The sequence below is a fragment of the Hamadaea tsunoensis DSM 44101 genome (genome assembly GCF_000428945.1).
GTDB lineage: Bacteria > Actinomycetota > Actinomycetes > Mycobacteriales > Micromonosporaceae > Hamadaea > Hamadaea tsunoensis.
In genome coordinates this window covers 31,503-51,859 of record NZ_KE386821.1, presented here as the reverse complement: position 1 = coordinate 51,859, position 20,357 = coordinate 31,503, and the positions used below count along the sequence as shown (strand labels likewise).

21 protein-coding genes are annotated in these 20,357 nt (G+C 70.7%); 7 read left to right on the top strand and 14 right to left on the bottom strand.

The features are described from left to right. Positions 1-13 precede the first annotated feature (13 nt). From G401_RS0139280 to mmuM, 10 genes are all read right to left on the bottom strand, one after another. The gene (locus G401_RS0139280) at positions 14-379 is read right to left on the bottom strand and encodes an SHOCT domain-containing protein (RefSeq protein ID WP_034594518.1); all 366 of its coding nucleotides are present in this window, start codon (positions 377-379) and stop codon (positions 14-16) included. A gap of 103 nt (positions 380-482) precedes the next feature. Beyond that, complete coding sequence (locus tag G401_RS0139270; RefSeq protein ID WP_027346789.1) at positions 483-1,991, bottom strand: YfcC family protein; 1,509 nt, start codon at positions 1,989-1,991, stop codon at positions 483-485. A gap of 5 nt (positions 1,992-1,996) precedes the next feature. Beyond that, positions 1,997-3,526: a Na+/H+ antiporter NhaC family protein gene (locus G401_RS51505; RefSeq protein ID WP_051367920.1), complete on the bottom strand. Its 1,530-nt coding sequence runs from the start codon at positions 3,524-3,526 to the stop codon at positions 1,997-1,999. Then, the gene (locus G401_RS56515; protein ID WP_157546793.1) at positions 3,519-3,659 is read right to left on the bottom strand and encodes a hypothetical protein; all 141 of its coding nucleotides are present in this window, start codon (positions 3,657-3,659) and stop codon (positions 3,519-3,521) included. Before G401_RS56515 ends, G401_RS51505 begins: the two co-directional genes overlap by 8 nt. 27 nt (positions 3,660-3,686) lie before the next feature. Beyond that, positions 3,687-4,949, bottom strand: a complete 1,263-nt coding sequence (locus tag G401_RS0139255) for an arginine deiminase (RefSeq protein WP_027346788.1) — start codon at positions 4,947-4,949, stop codon at positions 3,687-3,689. Between the two features lie 22 nt (positions 4,950-4,971). Continuing rightward, complete coding sequence (gene arcC / locus G401_RS0139250; protein WP_034594516.1) at positions 4,972-5,907, bottom strand: carbamate kinase; 936 nt, start codon at positions 5,905-5,907, stop codon at positions 4,972-4,974. Between the two features lies 1 nt (position 5,908). Beyond that, complete coding sequence (gene argF / locus G401_RS0139245; RefSeq protein WP_027346786.1) at positions 5,909-6,910, bottom strand: ornithine carbamoyltransferase; 1,002 nt, start codon at positions 6,908-6,910, stop codon at positions 5,909-5,911. Between the two features lie 29 nt (positions 6,911-6,939). Next, positions 6,940-9,681: a cation-translocating P-type ATPase gene (locus G401_RS0139240; protein ID WP_027346785.1), complete on the bottom strand. Its 2,742-nt coding sequence runs from the start codon at positions 9,679-9,681 to the stop codon at positions 6,940-6,942. Positions 9,682-9,789: 108 nt separating this feature from the next. Beyond that, a complete protein-coding gene (locus tag G401_RS58545; RefSeq protein ID WP_027346784.1) occupies positions 9,790-10,209 on the bottom strand; it encodes a YkvA family protein in 420 nt (139 codons plus the stop codon). Position 10,210: 1 nt separating this feature from the next. Beyond that, positions 10,211-11,173 (bottom strand): homocysteine S-methyltransferase, encoded by a 963-nt coding sequence (mmuM, locus tag G401_RS51500; RefSeq protein WP_084558103.1) that lies wholly within the window; start codon positions 11,171-11,173, stop codon positions 10,211-10,213. 131 nt (positions 11,174-11,304) lie between these two features. Between mmuM and G401_RS0139225 the strand changes: the two genes are divergently transcribed. From G401_RS0139225 to G401_RS0139210, 4 genes are read left to right on the top strand one after another with little or no spacing between them, the layout of a single operon-like run. Further along, complete coding sequence (locus G401_RS0139225) at positions 11,305-11,688, top strand: ArsR/SmtB family transcription factor (RefSeq protein ID WP_027346783.1); 384 nt, start codon at positions 11,305-11,307, stop codon at positions 11,686-11,688. Continuing rightward, the gene (locus tag G401_RS0139220) at positions 11,685-12,185 is read left to right on the top strand and encodes an SRPBCC domain-containing protein (protein WP_027346782.1); all 501 of its coding nucleotides are present in this window, start codon (positions 11,685-11,687) and stop codon (positions 12,183-12,185) included. Before G401_RS0139225 ends, G401_RS0139220 begins: the two co-directional genes overlap by 4 nt. A 2-nt stretch (positions 12,186-12,187) precedes the next feature. Continuing rightward, positions 12,188-12,757, top strand: a complete 570-nt coding sequence (locus tag G401_RS0139215; protein ID WP_027346781.1) for a dihydrofolate reductase family protein — start codon at positions 12,188-12,190, stop codon at positions 12,755-12,757. Between the two features lie 37 nt (positions 12,758-12,794). Then, entirely contained in the window at positions 12,795-13,454 is a 660-nt protein-coding gene (locus tag G401_RS0139210) for a Type 1 glutamine amidotransferase-like domain-containing protein (RefSeq protein ID WP_027346780.1), read from the top strand. A 9-nt stretch (positions 13,455-13,463) separates the two neighbouring features. Here G401_RS0139210 and G401_RS53900 read toward each other — a convergent pair whose 3' ends face one another. Further along, positions 13,464-14,201: an alpha/beta fold hydrolase gene (locus G401_RS53900; RefSeq protein WP_027346779.1), complete on the bottom strand. Its 738-nt coding sequence runs from the start codon at positions 14,199-14,201 to the stop codon at positions 13,464-13,466. Between the two features lie 378 nt (positions 14,202-14,579). Continuing rightward, positions 14,580-14,846, bottom strand: coding sequence for a DUF4235 domain-containing protein (locus G401_RS0139200; protein WP_027346778.1), 267 nt, complete (start codon positions 14,844-14,846; stop codon positions 14,580-14,582). Between the two features lie 184 nt (positions 14,847-15,030). On the opposite strand from G401_RS0139200, the gene G401_RS0139195 reads away from it, so the two are divergent. Genes G401_RS0139195 through G401_RS0139185 form a run of 3 tightly spaced genes read left to right on the top strand, consistent with a single transcriptional unit; the run spans position 15,031 to position 18,163 of the window. Next, a complete protein-coding gene (locus tag G401_RS0139195; RefSeq protein ID WP_027346777.1) occupies positions 15,031-16,827 on the top strand; it encodes a hypothetical protein in 1,797 nt (598 codons plus the stop codon). Between the two features lie 35 nt (positions 16,828-16,862). Continuing rightward, a complete protein-coding gene (locus G401_RS0139190; RefSeq protein ID WP_027346776.1) occupies positions 16,863-17,825 on the top strand; it encodes a hypothetical protein in 963 nt (320 codons plus the stop codon). After that, complete coding sequence (locus G401_RS0139185; protein WP_211240964.1) at positions 17,822-18,163, top strand: hypothetical protein; 342 nt, start codon at positions 17,822-17,824, stop codon at positions 18,161-18,163. Before G401_RS0139190 ends, G401_RS0139185 begins: the two co-directional genes overlap by 4 nt. 3 nt (positions 18,164-18,166) lie before the next feature. On the opposite strand, the gene G401_RS53895 is transcribed toward G401_RS0139185, so the two are convergent. After that, a complete protein-coding gene (locus G401_RS53895; RefSeq protein WP_027346774.1) occupies positions 18,167-19,366 on the bottom strand; it encodes a calcium-binding protein in 1,200 nt (399 codons plus the stop codon). A 24-nt stretch (positions 19,367-19,390) separates the two neighbouring features. Next, the gene (locus G401_RS0139175; protein WP_027346773.1) at positions 19,391-20,278 is read right to left on the bottom strand and encodes a diacylglycerol/lipid kinase family protein; all 888 of its coding nucleotides are present in this window, start codon (positions 20,276-20,278) and stop codon (positions 19,391-19,393) included. Positions 20,279-20,357: the final 79 nt, after the last annotated feature.

Sequence of the window (20,357 nt, the reverse complement as noted above, 5' to 3'; positions counted from 1 at the left end):
GCGCCCGCGCGGGTCAGGCCAGAGCGCGGCGCTTGAGCGAGTCGAACTCGTCGGCCGTGATCGTGCCCTCGTCGCGCAGCTTGCTCAGCTTGGCGATCTCGTCGGCGGCGGAGTACCCGGAGGCGCGCTTCTGGCGCTCCTCGACCTCGGTGAGCATCCGCTTGTCCTGCGCGGTCATCTTCGGCCGGATGATCACGTAGAGCAGGATGCCGATGAAGGGCAGGATGATGATCAGGAAGATCCAGCCCGCCTTGGCCCAGCCCGACAGGTCTTCGCGCCTGAAGATGTCGGCGAAGATCGAGATGAACATCCAGAAGTAGACGACCCAGAAGAAGAAAACCATCATCGACCAGAAGACATCGCCGAACGACCAATCCATGGCGCTCACCCTCCTCATGCTGCACGAATGCCTACAGTTCACGGTGTCAGCGCCGACCGGCCGCCACCTCACCCGCTCCGGGTGAAGATCACGCCAGGGCCCGTCATGCGAGCGCGGCCACGGCCAGGCAGACGATGGTGATCGCGGCGAGGATCGCCAGCAGCGGCCAGACCCAGCGCAGGTAGCGCCCGTAGGGCACCCGGGCGATGGCCAGCCCGCCCATGACCACCGCCGAGGTCGGGATGAACAGGTTCATCAACCCCGAAGCGCTCTGGTACGCCGTGACGACCAGCGCCGGCGGCACGTGCAGGAACCCGGCGAGCGGCGCCATGATCGGCATGGCCACGGTGGCGAGGCCGGACGACGACGGGATCAGGAACGACAGCGGCAGGAACAGCAGGTACATCACGATCGAGAAGCCCGCCTCGCCGACGTCGCCCAACGCGGTCTCCGCCCAGTGCAGGACGGTGTCGGTGATCTGGCCGTTGGTCATCACGACCGTGATGCCCCGGGCGATGCCGATGATGAGGGCCACGCCGAGCAGGTCCTTGGCGCCGTTCACGAAGGAGTCGGTGAGTTTGCCCTCCTTCATGCCGCCGACCAGTCCGATGACGATCGAGAACAGCAGGAAGGAGCCGGTCATCTCCGGGAACCACCACCAGAGCGTGGGCAGCCCGATGCCCATGTCCGACCACGGGATGACGGCGTACATCATCACGGCGAAGGCGAGCGCGAACAGCACCAGGATCACCTTCTGCCGGCCCGTCATCACGGCCGCCCCGCCGTCACCGTCGCCCTGCTCTTCCAGGCGGAAGTGCTTGTCGTTGTCGGCCTTCAGGTCGAACACGATCGACTTCGCCGGGTCCCGGCGGACGCGTTCGGCGTACCGCATGACGAAGAAGATGCCGACGGCCAGGCTGACCAGCAGAATGATCAGCCGCAGCACGATGCCGTCGCTGATCGGGATGCCGGCGAATCCGCTGGCGATGCCGGTCGCGAACGGGTTGATCGTCGAACCGAGGACGCCGATCCCGCAGCCCAGCAGCACGATCGCGGCAGCCGTCATCGTGTCGTAGCCCGCCGCGATGATCACGGTGATCACCAGGGCGTAGAAGGCCAGGCTCTCCTCGGCCATGCCGAAGGTCGACCCGCCCAGGGCGAACACCGACATGAGGATCGGGATCATCCATTTCTCCCGGCCGCGCAGCTTGCGTACCAGGCGGGAGATGCCGGCCTGGATCGCGCCCGTCTGCAGGGTGATGCCCAGGAAGCCGCCGATGACCAGGATGAACAGTGCCACGTCGATGGCGCCGAACAGCGTACCGGTGTTGTAGAAGCTGATCGTGCCCTTGGCGTCCTCGATGCCGTAGAGGCCGTTGATCGGCGCGAGCAGCGAGTCCACGATGATGCGCTGCGGGCTGGAGGCGACCTCGTGGTAGGTGCCGGGCACCGGGTTGCCGGTCTTGTCGAGGTCGTAGGTGCCGGCCGGGATGATCCAGGTGGCGATCGCCATGATCACGATCAGCCCGAACAGGATCGTGTACGCCGACGGCAGCGTGAACCGCGACCCGCCGGGTTTCGCCCCGGAGGGCTTCGCCGTGCTCGTCGTCATTCGACTCACCTCGCTGTGGCCGGTCGGCCGCCGGCGGCCTGGGGACCGGCCGGGTCCTCGCGACCGGCGGTCGGTTCGGGCGGGACGGTCGGGACCTTGAACCCGATGTAGCCGTACAGGACGTCGAGGATCGGGCTGAGGATGTTGAAGAAGCAGAACGGCAGGTAACTCACGGTCGGTACGCCGAGAACGCCGGAGATGTACGCGCCGCAGGTGTTCCACGGCACGAGGACCGAGGTGACCGTGCCGGAGTCCTCGACCGCCCGGGACAGGACCTGCGGGGCGAGCCCGCGCTGGGCGAACTCGTTGCGATACATGCGGGCGGGCAGCACGTCGGCGACGTACTGGTCACCGGCGATCACGTTGAGACCTATGCCGCTGGCGTTGACGGCCAGGATCAGCGAGCCGCGCTTGCGGGCGCGGGACACGATCGGCTGCAGCAGCCGCTGCAGGAAGCCGGCGTGCTCCATGATCGCGGCGAACGACAGCGCGCCGAGGATCAGCCATACCGTGGACAGCAGGCTGGCCATGCCACCCCGGGAGAACAGCTGGTCGATCGGGGCCACTCCGGAATTGCTGACGAAGCCCGTCGCCATCGCGGCGAAGCCCGCCTTGACGGCCGTGGCCAGACCGCCGAGCCCCGGATCGTCCACGAACGCCTTGACCGCCTCGGGCTGGGTGAACGGGGCGAGCACCGCCGCCGACACGGCCGAGCCGAGGATCGCCAGGAACGGCGGTACGCGTACCGCGGCGAAGACGATCAGCAACAGCAACGGGATCAGGCTGACGATTCCCACGTTGTACGCCGAGCCCAGTGCGTCGACGGCGGCCTGCGTGGAGATCTCCGCCTCGGGGCTGCTGGTGAATCCGATGATCAGGAACAGCACCAGGCTGATCCCCAGCGCCGGGACGGACGTCCAGGCCATGTTGCGGATGTGCGCGCCGGTCGTCAGCCCCCGGCCGACCAGTTTCGGCACGAGGATGGTGGTCTCGGACAGCGGCGTCATCTTGTCGCCGAAGTACGACCCGCAGATCACCGCGCCCGCCGCGATCGCCGTCGACAGCCCCATGACCGAGGCCATGCCGACGAACGCGACGCCGAGCGTACCGCTGGTCGTCCACGAACTGCCGGTCACCATGCCGACGAGCGCGCAGACCAGGGCGGTCGCGAAGAAGAACCAGGCCGGGGTCATCAGCCGGATGCCGTAGTCGACGACGGTCGGGATCGTGCCCGCCATGTTCCAGGTGCCGATGAGCGCGCCGACCGCGAGCAGGATGAAGATCGCGCCGAGAGCCGAGCTCACCCCGCCGATCGCGGCGTCGGCGACGGCCGCCACCGTGTGGCCGTTCTTGAGCGCCATCAGGCTCGCGAACGCCGCGCTCAGCAGCAGCGCGACCTGCAGCGGGCCGTCGGTCGCGCCGACGCCGAACATCGCGATCGTCAGGATCAGCATTCCGATCAGGACGATCACCGGCAGCAGCGCGTCCAGCAGCGTCGGCGGCCTGGGTGGTGCCGGAGCTGCCTGGTCAGGCACCGACGCTCACCACCGGCACGGGCGAGGGCAACGAGCCCACCTCGTCGCCGTGGTGATGGCGCGGCCCCCGGGCGTACGCGATCAGAGCGATGATCGCGAAAGCCACCACGGCGGCGATGATCCACCTGTACATCCGGGCCACCTCTCCGCGTACGCCGGGTCAGAGCGGGTCGCGCAACAGCGGGCAGGTCATGCAGTGCCCGCCGCCGCGGCCCTTGCCCAACTCGAAACCCTCGATCGTGATGACCTCGATGCCGGCCGCGCGCATCTTGGCGATCGTGTGGGTGTTGCGCTCGTACGCGACCACGACGCCCGGCGCGAGGGCGACGACGTTGTTGCCGTCGTCCCACTGCTCCCGTTCCTGCTGGTACGCGTCCCCGCCGGTCTCCACTACGCGCAGCCGGTCCACGCCCATCGCGTCGGCGACCGCCGGAAGCAGCCCGTCCTCGACGGTGACGTGGAACTTCCCCGAGCCGGAGCCGGGGCGCAGGCTGATCGCCCGGACGTTGTCGATCACCTTCGGGTAGAGCGTCACGGCGTCCCGGTCGAGCATGGTGAACACCGTGTCGAGGTGCATGTGCGCGCGGTCCTTGGTCATCACGACCGCGATCACGCGCTCGGCGGCGCCGGCGTCGAACAGCGACCGCGCCACCTGCTCGATCATGCGGGCCTGCGTACGCTCGCTCAGCCCGATGAGCACCGTGCCGTTGCCGATCGGCTGGACGTCGCCGCCCTCCAGCGCCGAGCGGCCGAAGTCCTCGATCGCGAACCGGCCGTCGTCACGCAGTTGCGGGTACCAGAACGAGAACTCCGCGTCGGCGAACATCGGATGCGACCGGTAGATCGCCGCCACGTTGTACGCCTCCAGCCGCCGGGCCGGCCAGTACATCGGGTTGATCGCCACCCCGCCGTAGATCCAGCACGACGAGTCGCGGGTGAACAGGCTGTTGGGCAGCGGCGGCAGCACGAACATGCTCGTGTCGTCCATCGCCGCGGCCGGCAGCGAGCCGCCCGTCAGCCGGCCGACGTCCAGGCCGGCCTCGGCGACGGTGAGGCCGCCGATCAGATGCTTGGCCAGGTCCGCCGGTTTCAGCTGCTCCAAGACGGCGCGTACCTCGTCGACCAGGGACAGGCCGACGGTGTACTCGGAGGCCACCAGCTCGATCATCCGCAGCCGGGTCTCGTCGCGGGCCGCCAGCGTCTCGCCCAGCAGGTCCTGCAGCAGGAACACCTCGACGCCGCGTTCGCGCATCCTCGCCACGAACTGGTCGTGCTCGTACTGGGCCCGCTCGACCCACAGCACGTCGTCGAAGAGCAGTTCGTCGTGATTGGACGGTGTCAGCCGTTTCAGGCTGAGGTCCGGCCGGTGCACCATGACCTTGCGCAGGGTGCCGACCTCCGAGTGAACGCCGAATCTCTCCATCACAACCCCCGTTGTGCGCTCATCACGTGACGATCTGCGTACCGGCGGTGCCGTCGACGATCCGTTCGATGTCGGCGAGGCCGCCGATGGCCGCCCGGCGACCGGTCCGCTCGACGAACCGGCAGGCGGCCTCGACCTTCGGGCCCATCGACCCGGCCGCGAAATCCATGGCCCGCAGCTCGGCCGGGGTCGCCCGGTCCAGGCGGCGCTGCTGCGGCGTACCCCAGCCGAGGTAGACCGCGTCGACGTCGGTAGCCATGACGAACAGGTCCGCCTCGATCTCCCTGGCCAGCAGCTCGCCCGCGAAGTCCTTGTCGATGACAGCTTCGACGCCGACGAGCCGCGACCGGCCGCCCGGTGTCGCGGCGGGCGCGTACATGGTCGGCACGCCCCCGCCGCCGGCGCAGATCACGATGGTGCCCTTCTCGACCAGCCAGCGGATCGGCCGGATCTCGAAAATCCGCTTCGGCTCCGGTGACGGGACCACCCGCCGCCAGTACCGGCCGTCGGGCTTGACCGCCCAGCCCTTCTCCTCGGCCACCTTGCGGGCCCGGTCCTCGTCGTACACGGGGCCGACGAACTTCGTCGGGTCGGCGAACGCGGGGTCGGCCGGATCCACCTCGATCATCGTCAGGACGGTGGCGAACGGGATCTCCGGCGGCAGCAGGTTTCCCAGCTCCTGCTCGATGACGTAGCCGATCATGCCCTCGGTCTCGGCGCCCAGCATGTCCAGCGGGAACGGATCGCTGCCGGTGTGGGCGGCGCCCTGCAGCGCCAGCAGCCCGACCTGCGGGCCGTTGCCGTGCGTCACGATCAGCTGATGGCGGGTCGCGACGGCGGCCAGCAGCGGGGCCGCCTGCTGCACGTTGCCGCGCTGCGCCTCGGCGGTCATCGGCTCGCCCCGCCGCAGCAGGGCGTTGCCGCCGAGGGCGACGACGACACGGGTGCGGTCGGGCATGTCAGTCACCCAGCGTCGCGACGAGCACGGCCTTGATCGTGTGCAGCCGGTTCTCCGCCTGGTCGAAGACGATCGAATTCGGCGACTCGAACACCTCGTCGGTGACCTCCAGCCCGTCGAGGCCGAACTCCTGGAAGATCTCCTCGCCGACCTGGGTCTCCCGGTTGTGGAACGCCGGCAGGCAGTGCATGAACTTCACCCGCGGATTGCCCGTGCGCTGCAGCACCCCGCCGTTCACCTGGTACGGCTGCAGCAGCTTGATGCGCTCCGCCCACACTTCGTGCGGCTCGCCCATCGACACCCACACGTCGGTGTAGAGGTAGTCGACGTCGCGTACGCCGTCGTCGATGTCCTCGGTCAGCGTCAGCCGGGCACCGGTCTGCGCGGCGATCTCCCGGCTGGCCTTCACCAGATCGTCGGACGGCCACAGGTGCTGCGGGGCGCAGAGGCGTACGTCCATGCCGAACTTGCAGGCGCCGACCATCAGCGAGTTGCCCATGTTGTTGCGGGCGTCGCCGAGGTAGCAGAACGAGATCTCGTTCAGCGGCTTGCTGCTGTGCTCCTGCATCGTGAGCATGTCGGCGAGGATCTGGGTCGGGTGGAACTCGTTGGTCAGCCCGTTGTAGACCGGCACGCCCGCGTACGCGGCGAGTGTCTCGACGTTCGACTGGGCCGAGCCGCGGTACTCGATGGCGTCGAAGGTCCGGCCGAGCACCCGGGCGGTGTCCTTCATGGACTCCTTGTGCCCGATCTGCGAACCGGTCGGCTCCAGGTAGGTCACCGTCGCGCCCTGGTCGTGCGCGGCGGTCTCGAAGGCGGTCCGCGTACGCGTGGAGGTCTTCTCGAAGATGAGCGCGATCTCCTTGCCGGCCAGGCCGGGGCGCTCGTAGCCGGCGTACTTGGCCGCCTTGAGCTGGGCCGACAGTTGCAGTAGGTAGCGCAGCTCGGCCGGGGTGAAGTCGAGTTCCTTGAGGAAGCTGCGGCCCCGGAGGTTGAATGCCATCGACGTACTCCCCTGTGCGTTGCGTCGGTTCACACGGCCCGCGGAGCGCGGCCGGCGGTCACGACGGCGAGTTCGGGTGCGGTCCGGCGGATGCCGCGCCGGATCACGACCTTGATGAGTTCCTCGACGACCAGCAGCGTCGCGGCGATGCCGATGCTGATCAGCCACTCGCGGCCGCCCAGCGAGACGGTGCCGAAGATCCGGTTGAGGATGTCCAGCGCGGTGACGGCGATGATCGCGACGAGCGCGATGCCGTAGCGGCGCAGCTGCTGCGCGCCGGGGATAGCCGACCGGTCGAAGATCGTGTTGACCTGGTCGCGCGACAGCAGGCCGCCGACGAGGTGGAACAGCGACAGCGTGGTCAGCAGCATGGTCGCCCCGAGCACCGGCCCGCCCTGCCCATGCCCGATCTGGTACGCGATCAGCGACCCGATCGTCATCACGGCGCCCTGGACGCACAGCCGGATCCAGTTCGCGCGGGACAGCACGGGCGCGCCGACCGGGCGGGGCGGGCGGTCCATGAGGCCGGCGGTCGGCTTGTCGAAGCCGAGCGCGATCGCGATCGGGATGTCGATGACCATGTTCAGCCACAGGATCTGCAGCGGGTTCAGCGGCTGCCCCGCGGCGATGTCGAGCACCCCGGCGGCCAGGAAGATCGCGATGTACGCGACCAGGGTCGACATCTGGAACCGCAGGTACTTCAGCAGGTTGTCGTAGAGCGACCGGCCGTACTCGACGGCGCCGACGATGGTGGCGAAGTTGTCGTCCGTCAGGATCATGACGGCGGCCTCCTTCGACACCTCGGTGCCGGTGATGCCCATCGCGACGCCGATGTCGGCCGCCTTCAACGCGGGCGCGTCGTTGACCCCGTCACCGGTCATCGCCACGACGTTGCCGCTCTCCTTGAGCAGGCGTACCAGGCGGAGCTTGTCCTCCGGGGCGACGCGGGCGATCACGCCGATCGTCGGCAGCTCCCGCAGCAGCTGCTCGTCCGTCATGGCCGAGAACTGCGCCCCGGTCAGCGCCCGGCCCTCGATGCCGAGCTCCCCCGCGATGGCCGCCGCGGTCGTCGCGTGGTCACCGGTGATCATCCGGACCCGGATCCCGGCCGTGCGGCACTCCGCGATCGCGGCCTTCGCCTCCGGCCGGGGCGGGTCGACGATGCCGACCATCGCGAGCAGCGTCAGGTCGCGTACATCCTCGATGTGGTCGGCGGCCGGGTCGAACGCGGCCGGGTCGAAGTCGCGCTGGGCGACCACCATGACGCGCTCGCCGGCGGCGGCGATGCGGTCGTTGGCGTCGGCCGCGAGCGACCGGTTCGCGTCGGTGACCGGTACGACGGATCCCGACGGGTCACGGAAGTACGCCGCCCGCGAGATGAGCACGTCCGGCGCGCCCTTGACGTAGCAGCGCACGACGGGCCGGCCGGCCTCGTCGGTCATGTTGTGGAAGGTCGCCATGAACTTGTAGTCGGAGTCGAACGGCACCTCGGCGATACGCGGGTAGGTGGCCCGGGTCTCGGTGAGGTCGAGGCCGCCCTTGGCCGCGAGGACGATCAGCGCGCCCTCGGTCGGGTCGCCGATCAGGCTCTCCCCGTCCAGCACGGCGTCGGCGCACAGGGCCATCGGCAGCAGGTACGCGTCCAGGTCCACCGACACCCCGCCGACGTGCGTGATCTTGCCTTCGGTGCTGTAGCCCTCGCCGCTGACGGTGAACCGGTGCTGTCCGGGGACGATCAGCTCGCGCGCGGTCATCTTGTTCAGCGTGAGCGTGCCGGTCTTGTCGGAGCAGATCACCGACGTCGAGCCGAGCGTCTCGACCGCCGGCAGCCGCTTGACGATGGCGTTGCGGGCCGCGATGTCACGCGTACCGATGGACAGCAGGGCCGTCACGACGGCGGGCAGGCCGGTCGGGATCGCTGCCACGGCGAGCGCGACACCGGTGATGAACAGCGTGTTGAACGACTGCCCCCGGATCAGGCCCAGCACGACCACGAACACCAGCGCCACGGCCGCGATCGTCGCGATGATCTTCGACAGGCCGTCCAGCTGCTTCTGCAGCGGTGTCTTGTCCTGCTCGGTGCCGGCCAGCAGGTGCGCGATGTGCCCGATCTCGGTGCCCATGCCGGTCGCCGTCACGACCAGCTCGCCCCGGCCCCGGGTCACCGACGTGTTCATGTACGCCATGCACGTCCGGTCGCCCAGCGCCACCTCGTCGCCGCTGACCGGGTTGACCGTCTTGCCGACCGGGAGGCTCTCGCCGGTCAGGGCGGCCTCCTCGATCTCCAGCGTCGCGGCGAGCCCGATCCGGCCGTCCGCCGGTACGCGGTTGCCCGCCTCCAGCAGCACCACGTCGCCGGGCACCAGCTGGTCGGCGTCGATCTCGACCGGCTGGCCGTCACGGCGTACCCGGGCGATCGTCTTCATCATCTGCTGCAGCGCGCGTACGCTCTCCTCGGCCTTGGCCTCCTGGCGCAGCCCGATGACGGCGTTGAACACGGTCAGGCCGGCCAGCACGATCGTCGTGGACCAGCTCTTCGTCACGATCAGGTTCACGACCGCGGCGGCCAGCAGGATGATCTGCATGAAGTCGCGGTACTGCCGCAGGAACGCGGCCAGCGCGGACTCCTTCTTGCCACTCGCCAGCCGGTTCGGCCCGAACTTCGCCAGCCGCGACTGCGCCTCGGCCGCGCTCAGCCCCCGGGCCGGATCGACCCCGGCCGCGGCGGCCACCTCGGCGTACGTGCGCCCGTACGCCGGGTCCTCGGTCATGGTTCCCACGTCGGAAGTGCTGTCTACAGCCACGACCCACCACCCCTCGTCAGCCCGATCATGGCTGGCGGAAGGGCGTGTTTCCTCACCCCGCACGGGTGAGTCGGATTACGGTGGCGGAGCGTCCTGCCGACGGGGGCCCAGCAGCCGTTCGAGCAGGCGCGGTTCGCCCGGCCAGGCCGCGAGCAGCACCTCGCGCGGGACCTGGCGGCCGGCGTACCGCAGGCAGAGGGCGACTACGACGATGTCGTCGAGCGGACCGATGACGGGGATGAACTCGGGGATCAGGTCGATCGGGCTGGCCACCCAGATCCCCGCGAACACGATCGCGATCTTCGCCCGCCGTGGTACCCGCGGATCCTTCCGCAACCGGCGGACCGTGGTCACGCAGTCCGGGATGAACGCGGCCAGGTCGCGCAGGATGCCCGGCGGCAGCCGGCGGGCCAGGACGATCAGCAGCCCCCAGGACAGGATCACCATCCCGACGGCGATCAGCAGACCGGTGAGCCAGCTGTGCCAGCTGTGCATCTCAGTCCTTCCCCGGCGGCGTGCCCGGCTCCTCCGGCGGCGCGGGCGGCGGCGGGTCCAGGTCGCCGACCGCGTCCGCGATCAGCCGGATCTGGTCCGGCCCCACCCGGCAGCACCCGCCCACCAGCCGCGCACCCGCCGCCCGCCAGCCTGCCACCCGCTCCGGCGTGAACGTCGCCGCACCCCGCCAGCTCCTGGTCTCGGCGTCCCAGTCCTCGCCGCTGTTCGGATAGACCACCACCGGCTTCCCCGTCGCCGCCGCGAGCGCCACGGCCCGGTCGGCGTCCCGCGGCACGCAGCAGTTGACACCCGTCCCCACGATCGAACCGACCCCCTCGACCAGCGCGAACGCCTCCGTCAGCGGCTGCCCCGCGCGGGTGGCCGTACCGGCGGCGCTGTAGGTGAGCCAGGCCGGCGTACCGAGGTCGGCAACGATCGCGACGAGCGCCTGCGCCTCGTCCGCGTCGGGAATCGTCTCGATGGCCAGCACATCGGGCTCGGCGGCGGCGAGCACCTCCATCCGCCAGCGGTGAAAGCCCGCCAGCGCCGCGACACTCAGCCCGTACCGGCCCCGGTACTCGGATCCGTCGGCGAGCATCGCGCCGTACGGCCCGACCGACGCCGCCACGAACAGCGGCCGCGTCACCCCCAGCGCCGCCGCCCGCTCGGCCGCCTCCCGCGCCAGCGCCACGCTGCGCGCCAGCAACACGGCCGTCTCCCGCTCCCCGATCCCGAACCGCTCGAACCCCTCCCGCGTGGCCTGATAACTCGCGGTGATCGCGACGCTCGCCCCCGCCATGAAGTACGCGAGATGCGCCCGCACGATCGCCGCCGGATCATCCCGCAGGAGGCGGGCCGACCAGAGCGCATCGGAGAGGTCGTGGCCCTGGGACGCCAGCTGATTCGACAGGCCGCCGTCGAGGACGAGGGTTCGCGAGGTCAGGGCGGCGGCGAAGTCCGGCATCCCCGAACCCTACTGACCGAGACCCGTCCCGCGTACGCGCAGCCGTCCTCACGCGTCGCCTCTGGTCCAGGTCCGGCGCATACTGAACCAGTTGCTTGACTATCGAGCGTACGCCGATGATACTCAAGCGCATGCTTCACTATGCGCCGGATCTGGACCGGGTCTTCCAGGCACTGGCCGACCCGGGGCGACGGCACATGGTCGAGCGGCTCAGCCGGGGCCCGGCGTCGGTGAGCGAGCTGAGCAAGCCGCTGAACATGTCGCTGACCGCCGTCCTGCAGCATGTGCAGGTACTCGAGGCCAGCGGCCTGATCCGGTCGAGCAAGCTCGGCCGCACCCGTACCTGCAGCATCAACACCACCGTGCTGCGTTCCGCGGAAGGCTGGATCGCCGAGCGGCGCACGATGGTCGAGCGCAACCTGGACCGGCTCGGCGACTACCTGGCGGAGACCGCGGACCGGCCCGACACCGCCGCCGACCCGGAAGACCGGCAGCGACCGATGGAGAAGCCATGACCGATCGTTCCGTCATCCACGACACGTTCTCGCTCGAACGGACCTACCCGGCCACGCCCTCGCGGGTGTTCGCCGCGTTCGCCTCCGTCGAGGCGAAGAACGAATGGGGAGCGACGAGCGAGGTGAAGCCCTCGGACGACATCGAGGAGTTCGACTTCCGCCCCGGCGGGCGCGAGCGGTTCACCGTCATGCGCCGCGACACGACCTACCGCTCCGACGCGCTGTACTACGACATCGTGCCCGATCAGCGGATCGTCTACAGCTACGAGATGTACGCCGACGGCGTACGGATCTCGGTGTCGATCGCCACCATCGAGCTGGTGAAGAGCGCGGGCGGCACCACGGTGATCTGGACCGAGCAGGGCACCTATCTCGACGGCATCGACGGGGTCCACGCTCCGGCGCTGCGTGTGGGCGGCACCGAGGAACTGCTGGACAGCCTCACCCGGTACCTGCGGGACACGGCATCCGGGCACATCGATACCAAGGAGCCCTGACCATGCGCAAAGTCGTCGCGCTCGTGTTCAACTATTCGCTCAACGGTCTGCTCGCCGACCCGGCCACCGACTTCTGGGACTTCGCCTTCAGCGAACTCGACGAGCAGGGCGGCCCGGACGCCGACGACGAGACGCTCGCCCTGCTGGGCGACGCGTCCGCGCACGTGATGGGCCGCGTCGCGTACGAGGGCATGGCGGGGGCACTGCCGACGAAGACCGATCACCCGTGGTCCGCCATCATGAACGCCGGCCGCAAGGTCGTCTTCTCCCGCACGATGACCACCGCCGACTGGTCCGGCACCAGCATCGCGTCCGGCGACACGGCCGAGGAGATCGACCGGTTGCGGCTCGGCGGCGACGGCCACATCCTGGTCTGGGGCGGCGTCCGCCTCTGGCGGTCGCTCATGCGCCTCGACCTGATCGACGAATTCCGCATCAGCATGTACCCGTACATCACCAGCCAGGGCACCCTGATGTTCGACGACATGCCCAAGGGTTACCGGCTCGATCTCCTCGACAGCACCGCCAAGCCCAGCGGGATCCTCGAACTGCACTACGGCCGGCACCGCTGAGCCGCCGCGTACCCATTCAGTCCGATGTGGAGGAATCTTGAAGCTCTTGCTGACGTCCGGCGGCGTCACCAACCCCAGTATCAACTCCGCGCTCGTGGAGATGCTCGGCAAGCCGATCGCCGAGAGCCACGCCCTCGTGGTCCCGACCGCGCAGTGGGGCCACCCGATGTGCGGCCCGGCCTCGATCCGGGGGCTCATCGCCGCCGAGCCCGACTTCCGGCACTTCTCCGGGCTCGGCTGGGCGTCGCTCGGTGTCCTCGAACTCACCGCGCTGCCCACGATCGGCGCGCAGCGGTGGGTCCCCTGGGTCAGGGAGGCCGACGTGCTCCTGGTCGACGGCGGCGACGCGACGTTCCTGTGTCACTGGATGCGCGAGTCCGGCCTGGCCGACCTGCTGCCGTCCCTGCCCGACAAGGTCTGGGTGGGGGTGAGCGCCGGAAGCATGGTGATGACACCCCGGATCGGCCCGCTCTTCGTCGAGTGGCCGTCCGCGCCGGACGACCGCACCCTGGGCGTCGTCGACTTCTCGATCTTCCCGCACCTGGAGGCGTTCCCCACGAACACCATGGCGGACGCGGAGCGGTGGGCCGCCGACCTCGGCGCCCCGGCGTACGCCATCGACGAGCAGACCGCCATCAAGGTCGTCGACGGTGCCGTCGAGGTGATCTCCGAAGGCCAGTGGAAGAAGTTCGGCTGACCGGGGCGCCTACTGTTCCGCGGCCTGGAACAGTTCCCGCCAGACGCCGGCGGGTGGTTCGTGGCTCGCGGTCACGTCGACGCGTACCCGGGCGTGCGGGATCCGGGCGGCGACCAGGGGCGCGTCCGCCACCGCCCGGCCGGGATCCTGGCCGCCGGCCCAGATGAGCACCGGCGGCCGGACGTCGGCGAGCCGGAACCGCCACCGGCGGACGTCGGTCGCCAGCCAGTCGCCGGCCAGCCCGGCCGGGAACTGCTCGCCGTCTTTCTCCCGGCAGTACGCCGACGCGGCGGCGGTCACGATCTTCCGGCCCCGGCCGGGAATCAGGCGCATCCGGCGCAGGTCATGACGCTCCTGTGTGGACAGCGTACCGAGCTCGTCGCCGGGGCCGGTCAACGCCGCGGCCACCACGCGGGTGACCCGGTCGCCGAGGACCGCTCCGCAGGCCAGCGCGTACGCGGCACCGCCGGAGAAGCCGGCCACGCCGAACCGGTCCAACCCGCAGGCTTTCGCCAGGTTGCCGGCGTCGCGGGCCACGGAGGTCAGGCGCTGGCGGGGGTCCGGATCGGATTCGCCGTAGCCGGGCCGGTCGAACGCGATCAGGCGTACGCCGGCCAGCTCCTCGTCGGCCGGCCGGGCCCGCCGGGTCTGCGGTGTGCCGTGCAGGAACAGGAAAGGCGTACCGGCCGGGTCGCCGGACTCCTCCCAGCCGAGCCGGCGGCCGTCGGGCAGGCGTAGGACACTCATGCCCGTGATCTTCGCGGATTCCTCACCCGGGCGGGGGCCCGGGAGTCTGGCACATTTTCTGCCATGGCGCACTGTTTGACCCTTGTGACGCCGGGTATCCCCTGCCCGTCGGCGGCGCAACGGCGCGCGGGCCGACGCGGACCGGGGTCCCGCCGTAGCCAGAACGGCCAACCCGGTTCCGGGGCCGAGCTGCTCAAGGGGTCGGCACGGTCCCGGCATCTTCACCGATCGGGCCGCCGCAGCCCGCGCGTCCGCCGCCGAGGACGGTCAGCCGATGACCGTCCGACGCGGCGGTCCGCGTGTATGGGCGGTTGGGACCCGAGTGCATCCGCCGGCGGCCGGACCGTGAGGTCGGCCGCCGGCGCGCATAGAGCTCGACTAGTCCGGCCAGCGGCCGGTCAGCCGGGAGACCCCGGTGGCACTGGCACGGTCCACCGCCGCCCGCACCACGCCGAAGATCGCGCCCTCGATGGTCGCCGCGATCAGGATCTCCGTCCAGCCGCGGTCCCGGTCGATCGCGTCCGGGGTGTCGTCCTCGTCGGACAGGGTCCGCCACAGCCGCTTGAACGCCCAGCCGGCCATGGCGCCGGCCACCAGGCCGCCGACGAGACCGACCGGCCGGTAGAGAAGTTTGCTGCCATTCATGACCTGCTGATACCCCCGAGCCGGACGATGAACACCCGGCAGCCGCGCTCGGTGTACCCCGAACGGCGCCGCCCGCCCGGCGTTCGGCCGATCCGGCCTGGAACACACCGGTGATCAAGGGATCTTGTAGCGTCCTCGCCGCGCTCCCCCGTGGGCGCGCCCCCTGTTCAACGAAAGGCCCCTGGTGACTGACCCCGATCCGATCGAACCGGCGCTCGTGGAACTCGACGAGACCGCCATCGCCGCCGCCGCGACACCCGAGGCCGAGGCCGGGCCGCCCCGCAAGCGCCGGCTGGCCCTGATCCTCTCCTCGGCCGCCGTCGCCGTCGTGCTCGTCGCCGGGATCGCCGCGTACGCCGGTTATCAGTTCCTGACCGGTGGCGCCCAGCCCGGCGGGCGGATCCCGGCGTCGGTCGTCGCGTACGCCGCGGTGGACCTGAAGCCGGGCGTCGGCCAGCAGGCGAAGCTGCTGAACCTGGCCCGCAGGTTCCCCCAGGCCGGGGCCGATCCGGACAGCGCCCAGAAGGTCGTCGAGAACCTCCTGCAGCAGGCCGACCTGCCCGACGTGGACGCGCGCCAGGATCTCGCCCGCTGGGTCGGCGTACGCGTCAGCGCGGCGGTCTGGCCGCACGACGGGCAGCAGTACCTGCTGATCGCCGCCGCCACCCGGGACGACAAGACCGCGCGGGACGCGCTGACCCGCATCGCGGCCGACGCGAAGGACACGTCGGTCGGTTTCGTGGTCGAGGACGGGGTGGCGCTGATCGCGGTCGGTGCCGCGCACGGCGCGGAGACGGCGAAGGCCGCCGCCGCCGAGGCGCACCAGCACCCGCTCATCGCATCGGACCGGTACGCGGCGGCCCGCACCTGGCTCGGCGCGGACAATGTGGCGGTGCTGTGGGCCGACCTCGCCGGGTTCCCGGACGCCATGGATGCTCTCGACAAGGCGACGGTCGACGACACCACTGCTGACGACCCTTCCGGTGACGACGCTCCCGGTGACTACGCTCCCGGTGACGGAGCCTCCGATGGCGACGTCCCCCTGCCCGCCGACCTGCCGAAGATGACCGGCACGATCGCGGTCGGCGTACGCGCGACCGACTTCGGGATCGAGACCCGCTACCACACGTTCGGGTACACCGGCGACGGCAAGCAGGGCGACGGCAAGCAGCCGGCGATCGCCGACGCCGTCGCGAAGCTCGGCGCCCAGCCGGGCGGATCGGGTCTGGCCGTCGCCGCCGCGCTGCCCGACCTGAAGAACAGCCCGATGTTCAGCGGCCTCACGGGCCTCGGCACCGGCTCCACCGGTGCGGGCACGACCTCCGGTTCCGGGACGAAGACCCCGCTGACCAAGGCCGAGCAGGAGGAGCTGGCGAAGCTCATGGCCAAGGACGAGCCGACCGACGCCGAGATGATCCGGCTCATGGATCTGATGGAGCGCGGCGGCGGTTACGGCGACCCGTTCGCGCAGCTCAACCCGATGATCGACGCGCTGTCCAACGGCACGGCGACCGCCGCAGTCAGCAAGCTCGGCGAGCAGCCCGCGTACTCGGTCACGCTCACCGTCGCCACCGCCGCCGACGCCCAGGCGCTCGCGGATCTGCCGAGCATGTTCACCGGCGCCGACCTCGGCATGTCGCCCGAGGAGCTCGGCCTCAAGCCCGGCGACCCCGGCTACGACGAGCTCAAGGCCGAGGCCGCGGGCGGCGGCCCCGCACCCCAGGTCACGATCGACGGCACCACGGTCAGGATCACCAGCCCGGGGTACGCGGCGGGCAGCGGCACCCTCGCGTCCAGTCCGGACTTCCAGGCCGCTCTCGCCACGCCGCCGGCCACGGTGCAGATGGCCGCGTACGCCGATCTGCGTACCCTGCTGACCGAGCAGGACCGCCGGGAGCTCGGGCCGGTCCGCGCGATCGGCCTCGTCAGCGGCTACGACGGCCCGGAGATGGCCGGTACGCTGCGGATCCTCATCGGCTGACGGGACGGCTGCCGGACCAGGCGCATACTCGGGGCGTGACTCCCGAGATCCGGCGCATGGTCCGGCAGCTGCCCGGCGACCCCGGCGTCTACCGGTTCCGCGACGCCCGGGGCCGCGTGCTCTACCTCGGCCGCGCGACCCAGCTGCGCTCCCGCGTCGGCTCGTACTGGTCCGATCTCGGGGACCGGCGGCATCTGCGGCCGATGGTCGCCGCCGTCACCCGCATCGAGGCCGTCGCCTGCGACTCCGTGCACGAGGCGACCTGGCTCGAACGCAATCTGCTGGAGGCGTCGATGCCCCGGTGGAACCGCGTACCCGGTGGCATGGAGACGCCTGTGCTCATCCGGCTGGACACCCGCCCCGGCCGGCCCGGACCGCGGCTCGCGTACGCCGCCGAACCCGTGCCGCCGGGCGTCACCGAGTTCGGCCCCTACCTGGGCAGCCAGCGCGTACGCCAGGCACTGTCCGGACTGCACCGGGTACGCCCGCTCGCGTACACCGCGGATCGGCTGTCCGGCGCGGAGGCGGCCATGGCGGATCAGCGCGGGGTCGGGCCGGCCGACCGGTCCCGGCTGGCCGCCGAGCTGACGGCAGTCCTGACCCGGGATCCCGGCGCGGTGTCGGCCGCCCACGCCGACCTGGTACGCGTCCGCGACCGGGCCGCCGGCAACCTCGCGTACGAGCTGGCGGCCGAGGTGCAGGAGGAGATCGCCGCGCTGGACTGGATCACGCAGCCGCAGCGGGTGACGGGCGCGGCCGGCGACTTCACGGCCTGCGGCTGGGACGGCGGCGTCCTGGTGACGCTGACCGTCCGGAATGGACGGATACGGCAGTGGACGCAGCGGCGGGTGTCGGAGCGCGGCGCCCACCCGCACCTGACCGCCACCCCCGCCGACTGGGCCGCGTACGCGCACCGCGCCGCCCGACTCGCCGCCGCCCTCGTTCCGCCGGACGAACATGTGTGCGAGAATTCCGGGGACGTGAAGGGGAACCTGTGAGCGACGAACTGACCATGCTGCGCGAGCGGGCCGACCGCGGCGACGGCGACGCCGTCGACCAGCTCATCGAGCTGGCGACCGAGACCGGCGACCTGGACGAGCTGCGGCGCCTGGCCGACCTCGGCAACGCGGCCGCCACCGACCAGCTCATCGAGCTCGCCACCGAACTCGGCGACCTCGACGAGCTGCGGCGCCTGGCCGACCGGGGCAACGCCACCGCCACCGACCAGCTCATCGAGACCGCGGCGGAGCTCGGCGACCTCGACGAGTTGCGGCGGCTGGCCGCCCAGGGCAACCAGGCCGCCGCCGAACAGCTCGCGGAGCTCAGCGACGAGTGACCGTCACGGGAGGACGACCTCGCACTCTTCCGTGCTGAGGCCGTCCCCGCCGAGGTCGCACAGGTCGGAGCCGGCCCCGCCGGTGATCGAGTCCGCGCCCGCGGCCGCGTAGAGCTTGTCGTCGCCGCCCTCGCCGACCAGCCAGTCGTCGCCCGCGAGACCGTAGACCTGGTCGTTGCCGGGGCCGCCGTTGAGAATGTTCGGCCCCGCGTCGCCGATGAGCACGTCGTCGCCGTAGCCGCCGGCGATGTCCTCCACATCGGACGCGATCGTGTCGCCCTCACCAGCGCCGCCGTCGTCGCCGGTCGCCCCGTCGAGGTCGGCGTGCACGGCGGCGGTGTGCAGGTGGTAGCCGACCATGTCATGGCCGGCGCCGCCGGAGAAGTAGTCGGCCCCGATGGCGGCGATCGTGCAGCCGTTCCACCGGTCGTTGTCGTGGCCGTCCTCGCCGTACTCGCCGTCGCCGTCGCCGTACAGGGCATCGGATCCGCCCCGGCCGTAGAGCACGTCGTTGCCGCCGCAGCCGCGCAGGATGTTGTCGTCGTCGCTGCCGACCAGCTTGTCGTTGCCGGAGCCGCCTTCGAGCATCTCGACGTCGGTGCCGATCGTGTCGCCCTCGCCCGCCGCGCCGTCGTTGCCGGTGGCCGCGTCGATGCTGATGTTGACGTCCGCGGTGTGGTCGGCGTAGCTGGCCATGTCGCCCCAGCCCGCGCCGCCGAACAGCTGGTCGGTGCCGGATCCGCCGGCGAGCCAGTCCATCCCGTCGTAGCCGTCGAGGTAGTCGTTGCCCGCCTCGCCGTACAGGTAGTCCGTACCGTCCGCGCCGAGCAGCTGGTCGTTGCCCGAGCCGCCGTAGATGCGCGACACGATCGCGGTGGTCGAGGGGTAGAAGTCGGCGAGGTCGTCGCCGCCGTCCATCTTGATCGTGGCGGTGTCGATCGTGCCCGTGCAGGCCACCAGTGTCGTGTCCGTGGGCACCGGATAGGCGCAGCCGGTACTCGCCAGGACGTAGTGGTCGGCGTCCAGCGTGTAGGTGGACCCGCTGGAACGCACGATCAGGCGCGTGCTGAACGCCCCTGGAGTGTCCACATAGTACAAGGTGGTACCCGAGATGTAGGCGACGGCGCCGGCCGCGTGGGCGGGCACGGCCGGCACGAGGGCCACGACCAGTGTCGCGGCGGCGAGAACGGAGAGTCGGCGCACGCGCTCACCGTAACTCCGCGATGATCAGTCGTCGGTCGCCTGGGCGACACACACGTGCAGCGCCGCCGGCCGCACCTTCGCCTTCAACTTCCTCGTCGTACGCCGCGCCCCGCCGTCCATTTCGTACAGTGTCTTGCGGCCGAACCGGACGCGGATGTCATGGCCGGCGGTGACCCGGATGAACGGCGAGTGCTCGCTGCGGTCCAGCGCCATCCGGCCCATCGTCCGGGCCCATTCCAGCGCGCCCTGTGCCGTGGTCACGCCGACGCGCAGCAGGCCGTCGTCGGGGTGGGCGTCGTCGAACGCGCGTACGCCGCCCGTGATCGTGCCGACGTTGCCCAGCAGGACGCAGCTGGCCGGTCCGGCGTACCAGGTGGTGCCGTCGACCTTCACGCGCACGTCGACCGTGTTGTCGCGGACGTGCCGCAGCCCGGTCCACACGTACGCGAGTTTGCCCGCGCGCTTCTTCAACGACCGGCCCGCGTCGCCGATCATCCGCGCGTCGAACCCGGCTCCGGCCATGACCGCGAAGTGCTCCCCGTTCAGCTTGCCGAGGTCGATCGGGCGTACCTCGCCGTGCAACGCGATCCGCAGCGACTCTTCGAGATCGTGCGGGATGCCGAGGTTGGTGGCGAGCAGGTTGGCCGTGCCGGCCGGCAGGATCCCCATGCGTACGCCCGAACCGGCGAGCGTGTCCGCGCACCGCTGCACCATGCCGTCCCCGCCCCAGACGAGCACGAGCGACGGCTTCTCCTTCAGCGCCGCGCGTACGCGGGCCGGTGCTTTGCGGCTCTTGTCCACTTCGAACCACATCGGCCGGCGTACGCCTTCCGCCGCGAGCAGCCGGCGGAGTTCGGAAAGGCCGCCGCCGAGGGTTTTACGGCTGTGCGCGATCACGGCGATCTTCGTCATCCCGGCCGTCTACCCCGGCGGCCCGAGGTCTATGCGCGGCCCGACGTCCCCGAAGCAGCCCGATGTCCCGGAAGCAGTG

What these genes read in the sequence shown, in the direction of transcription:
- G401_RS0139220 (WP_027346782.1), top strand. Translation starts at nt 11,685, where the DNA reads ATGACCGATCGTTCCGTCATCCACGACACGTTCTCGCTCGAACGGACC.
- argF (WP_027346786.1), bottom strand. Translation starts at nt 6,910, where the DNA reads ATGGCATTCAACCTCCGGGGCCGCAGCTTCCTCAAGGAACTCGACTTC.
- G401_RS0139280 (WP_034594518.1), bottom strand. Translation starts at nt 379, where the DNA reads ATGGATTGGTCGTTCGGCGATGTCTTCTGGTCGATGATGGTTTTCTTC.
- G401_RS53900 (WP_027346779.1), bottom strand. Translation starts at nt 14,201, where the DNA reads ATGAGTGTCCTACGCCTGCCCGACGGCCGCCGGCTCGGCTGGGAGGAG.
- G401_RS0139175 (WP_027346773.1), bottom strand. Translation starts at nt 20,278, where the DNA reads ATGACGAAGATCGCCGTGATCGCGCACAGCCGTAAAACCCTCGGCGGC.
- G401_RS0139200 (WP_027346778.1), bottom strand. Translation starts at nt 14,846, where the DNA reads ATGAATGGCAGCAAACTTCTCTACCGGCCGGTCGGTCTCGTCGGCGGC.
- G401_RS0139215 (WP_027346781.1), top strand. Translation starts at nt 12,188, where the DNA reads ATGCGCAAAGTCGTCGCGCTCGTGTTCAACTATTCGCTCAACGGTCTG.
- G401_RS0139240 (WP_027346785.1), bottom strand. Translation starts at nt 9,681, where the DNA reads ATGACCGAGGACCCGGCGTACGGGCGCACGTACGCCGAGGTGGCCGCC.
- G401_RS58545 (WP_027346784.1), bottom strand. Translation starts at nt 10,209, where the DNA reads ATGCACAGCTGGCACAGCTGGCTCACCGGTCTGCTGATCGCCGTCGGG.
- G401_RS0139270 (WP_027346789.1), bottom strand. Translation starts at nt 1,991, where the DNA reads ATGACGACGAGCACGGCGAAGCCCTCCGGGGCGAAACCCGGCGGGTCG.
- arcC (WP_034594516.1), bottom strand. Translation starts at nt 5,907, where the DNA reads ATGCCCGACCGCACCCGTGTCGTCGTCGCCCTCGGCGGCAACGCCCTG.
- G401_RS56515 (WP_157546793.1), bottom strand. Translation starts at nt 3,659, where the DNA reads ATGTACAGGTGGATCATCGCCGCCGTGGTGGCTTTCGCGATCATCGCT.
- mmuM (WP_084558103.1), bottom strand. Translation starts at nt 11,173, where the DNA reads ATGCCGGACTTCGCCGCCGCCCTGACCTCGCGAACCCTCGTCCTCGAC.
- G401_RS0139255 (WP_027346788.1), bottom strand. Translation starts at nt 4,949, where the DNA reads ATGGAGAGATTCGGCGTTCACTCGGAGGTCGGCACCCTGCGCAAGGTC.
- G401_RS0139225 (WP_027346783.1), top strand. Translation starts at nt 11,305, where the DNA reads ATGCTTCACTATGCGCCGGATCTGGACCGGGTCTTCCAGGCACTGGCC.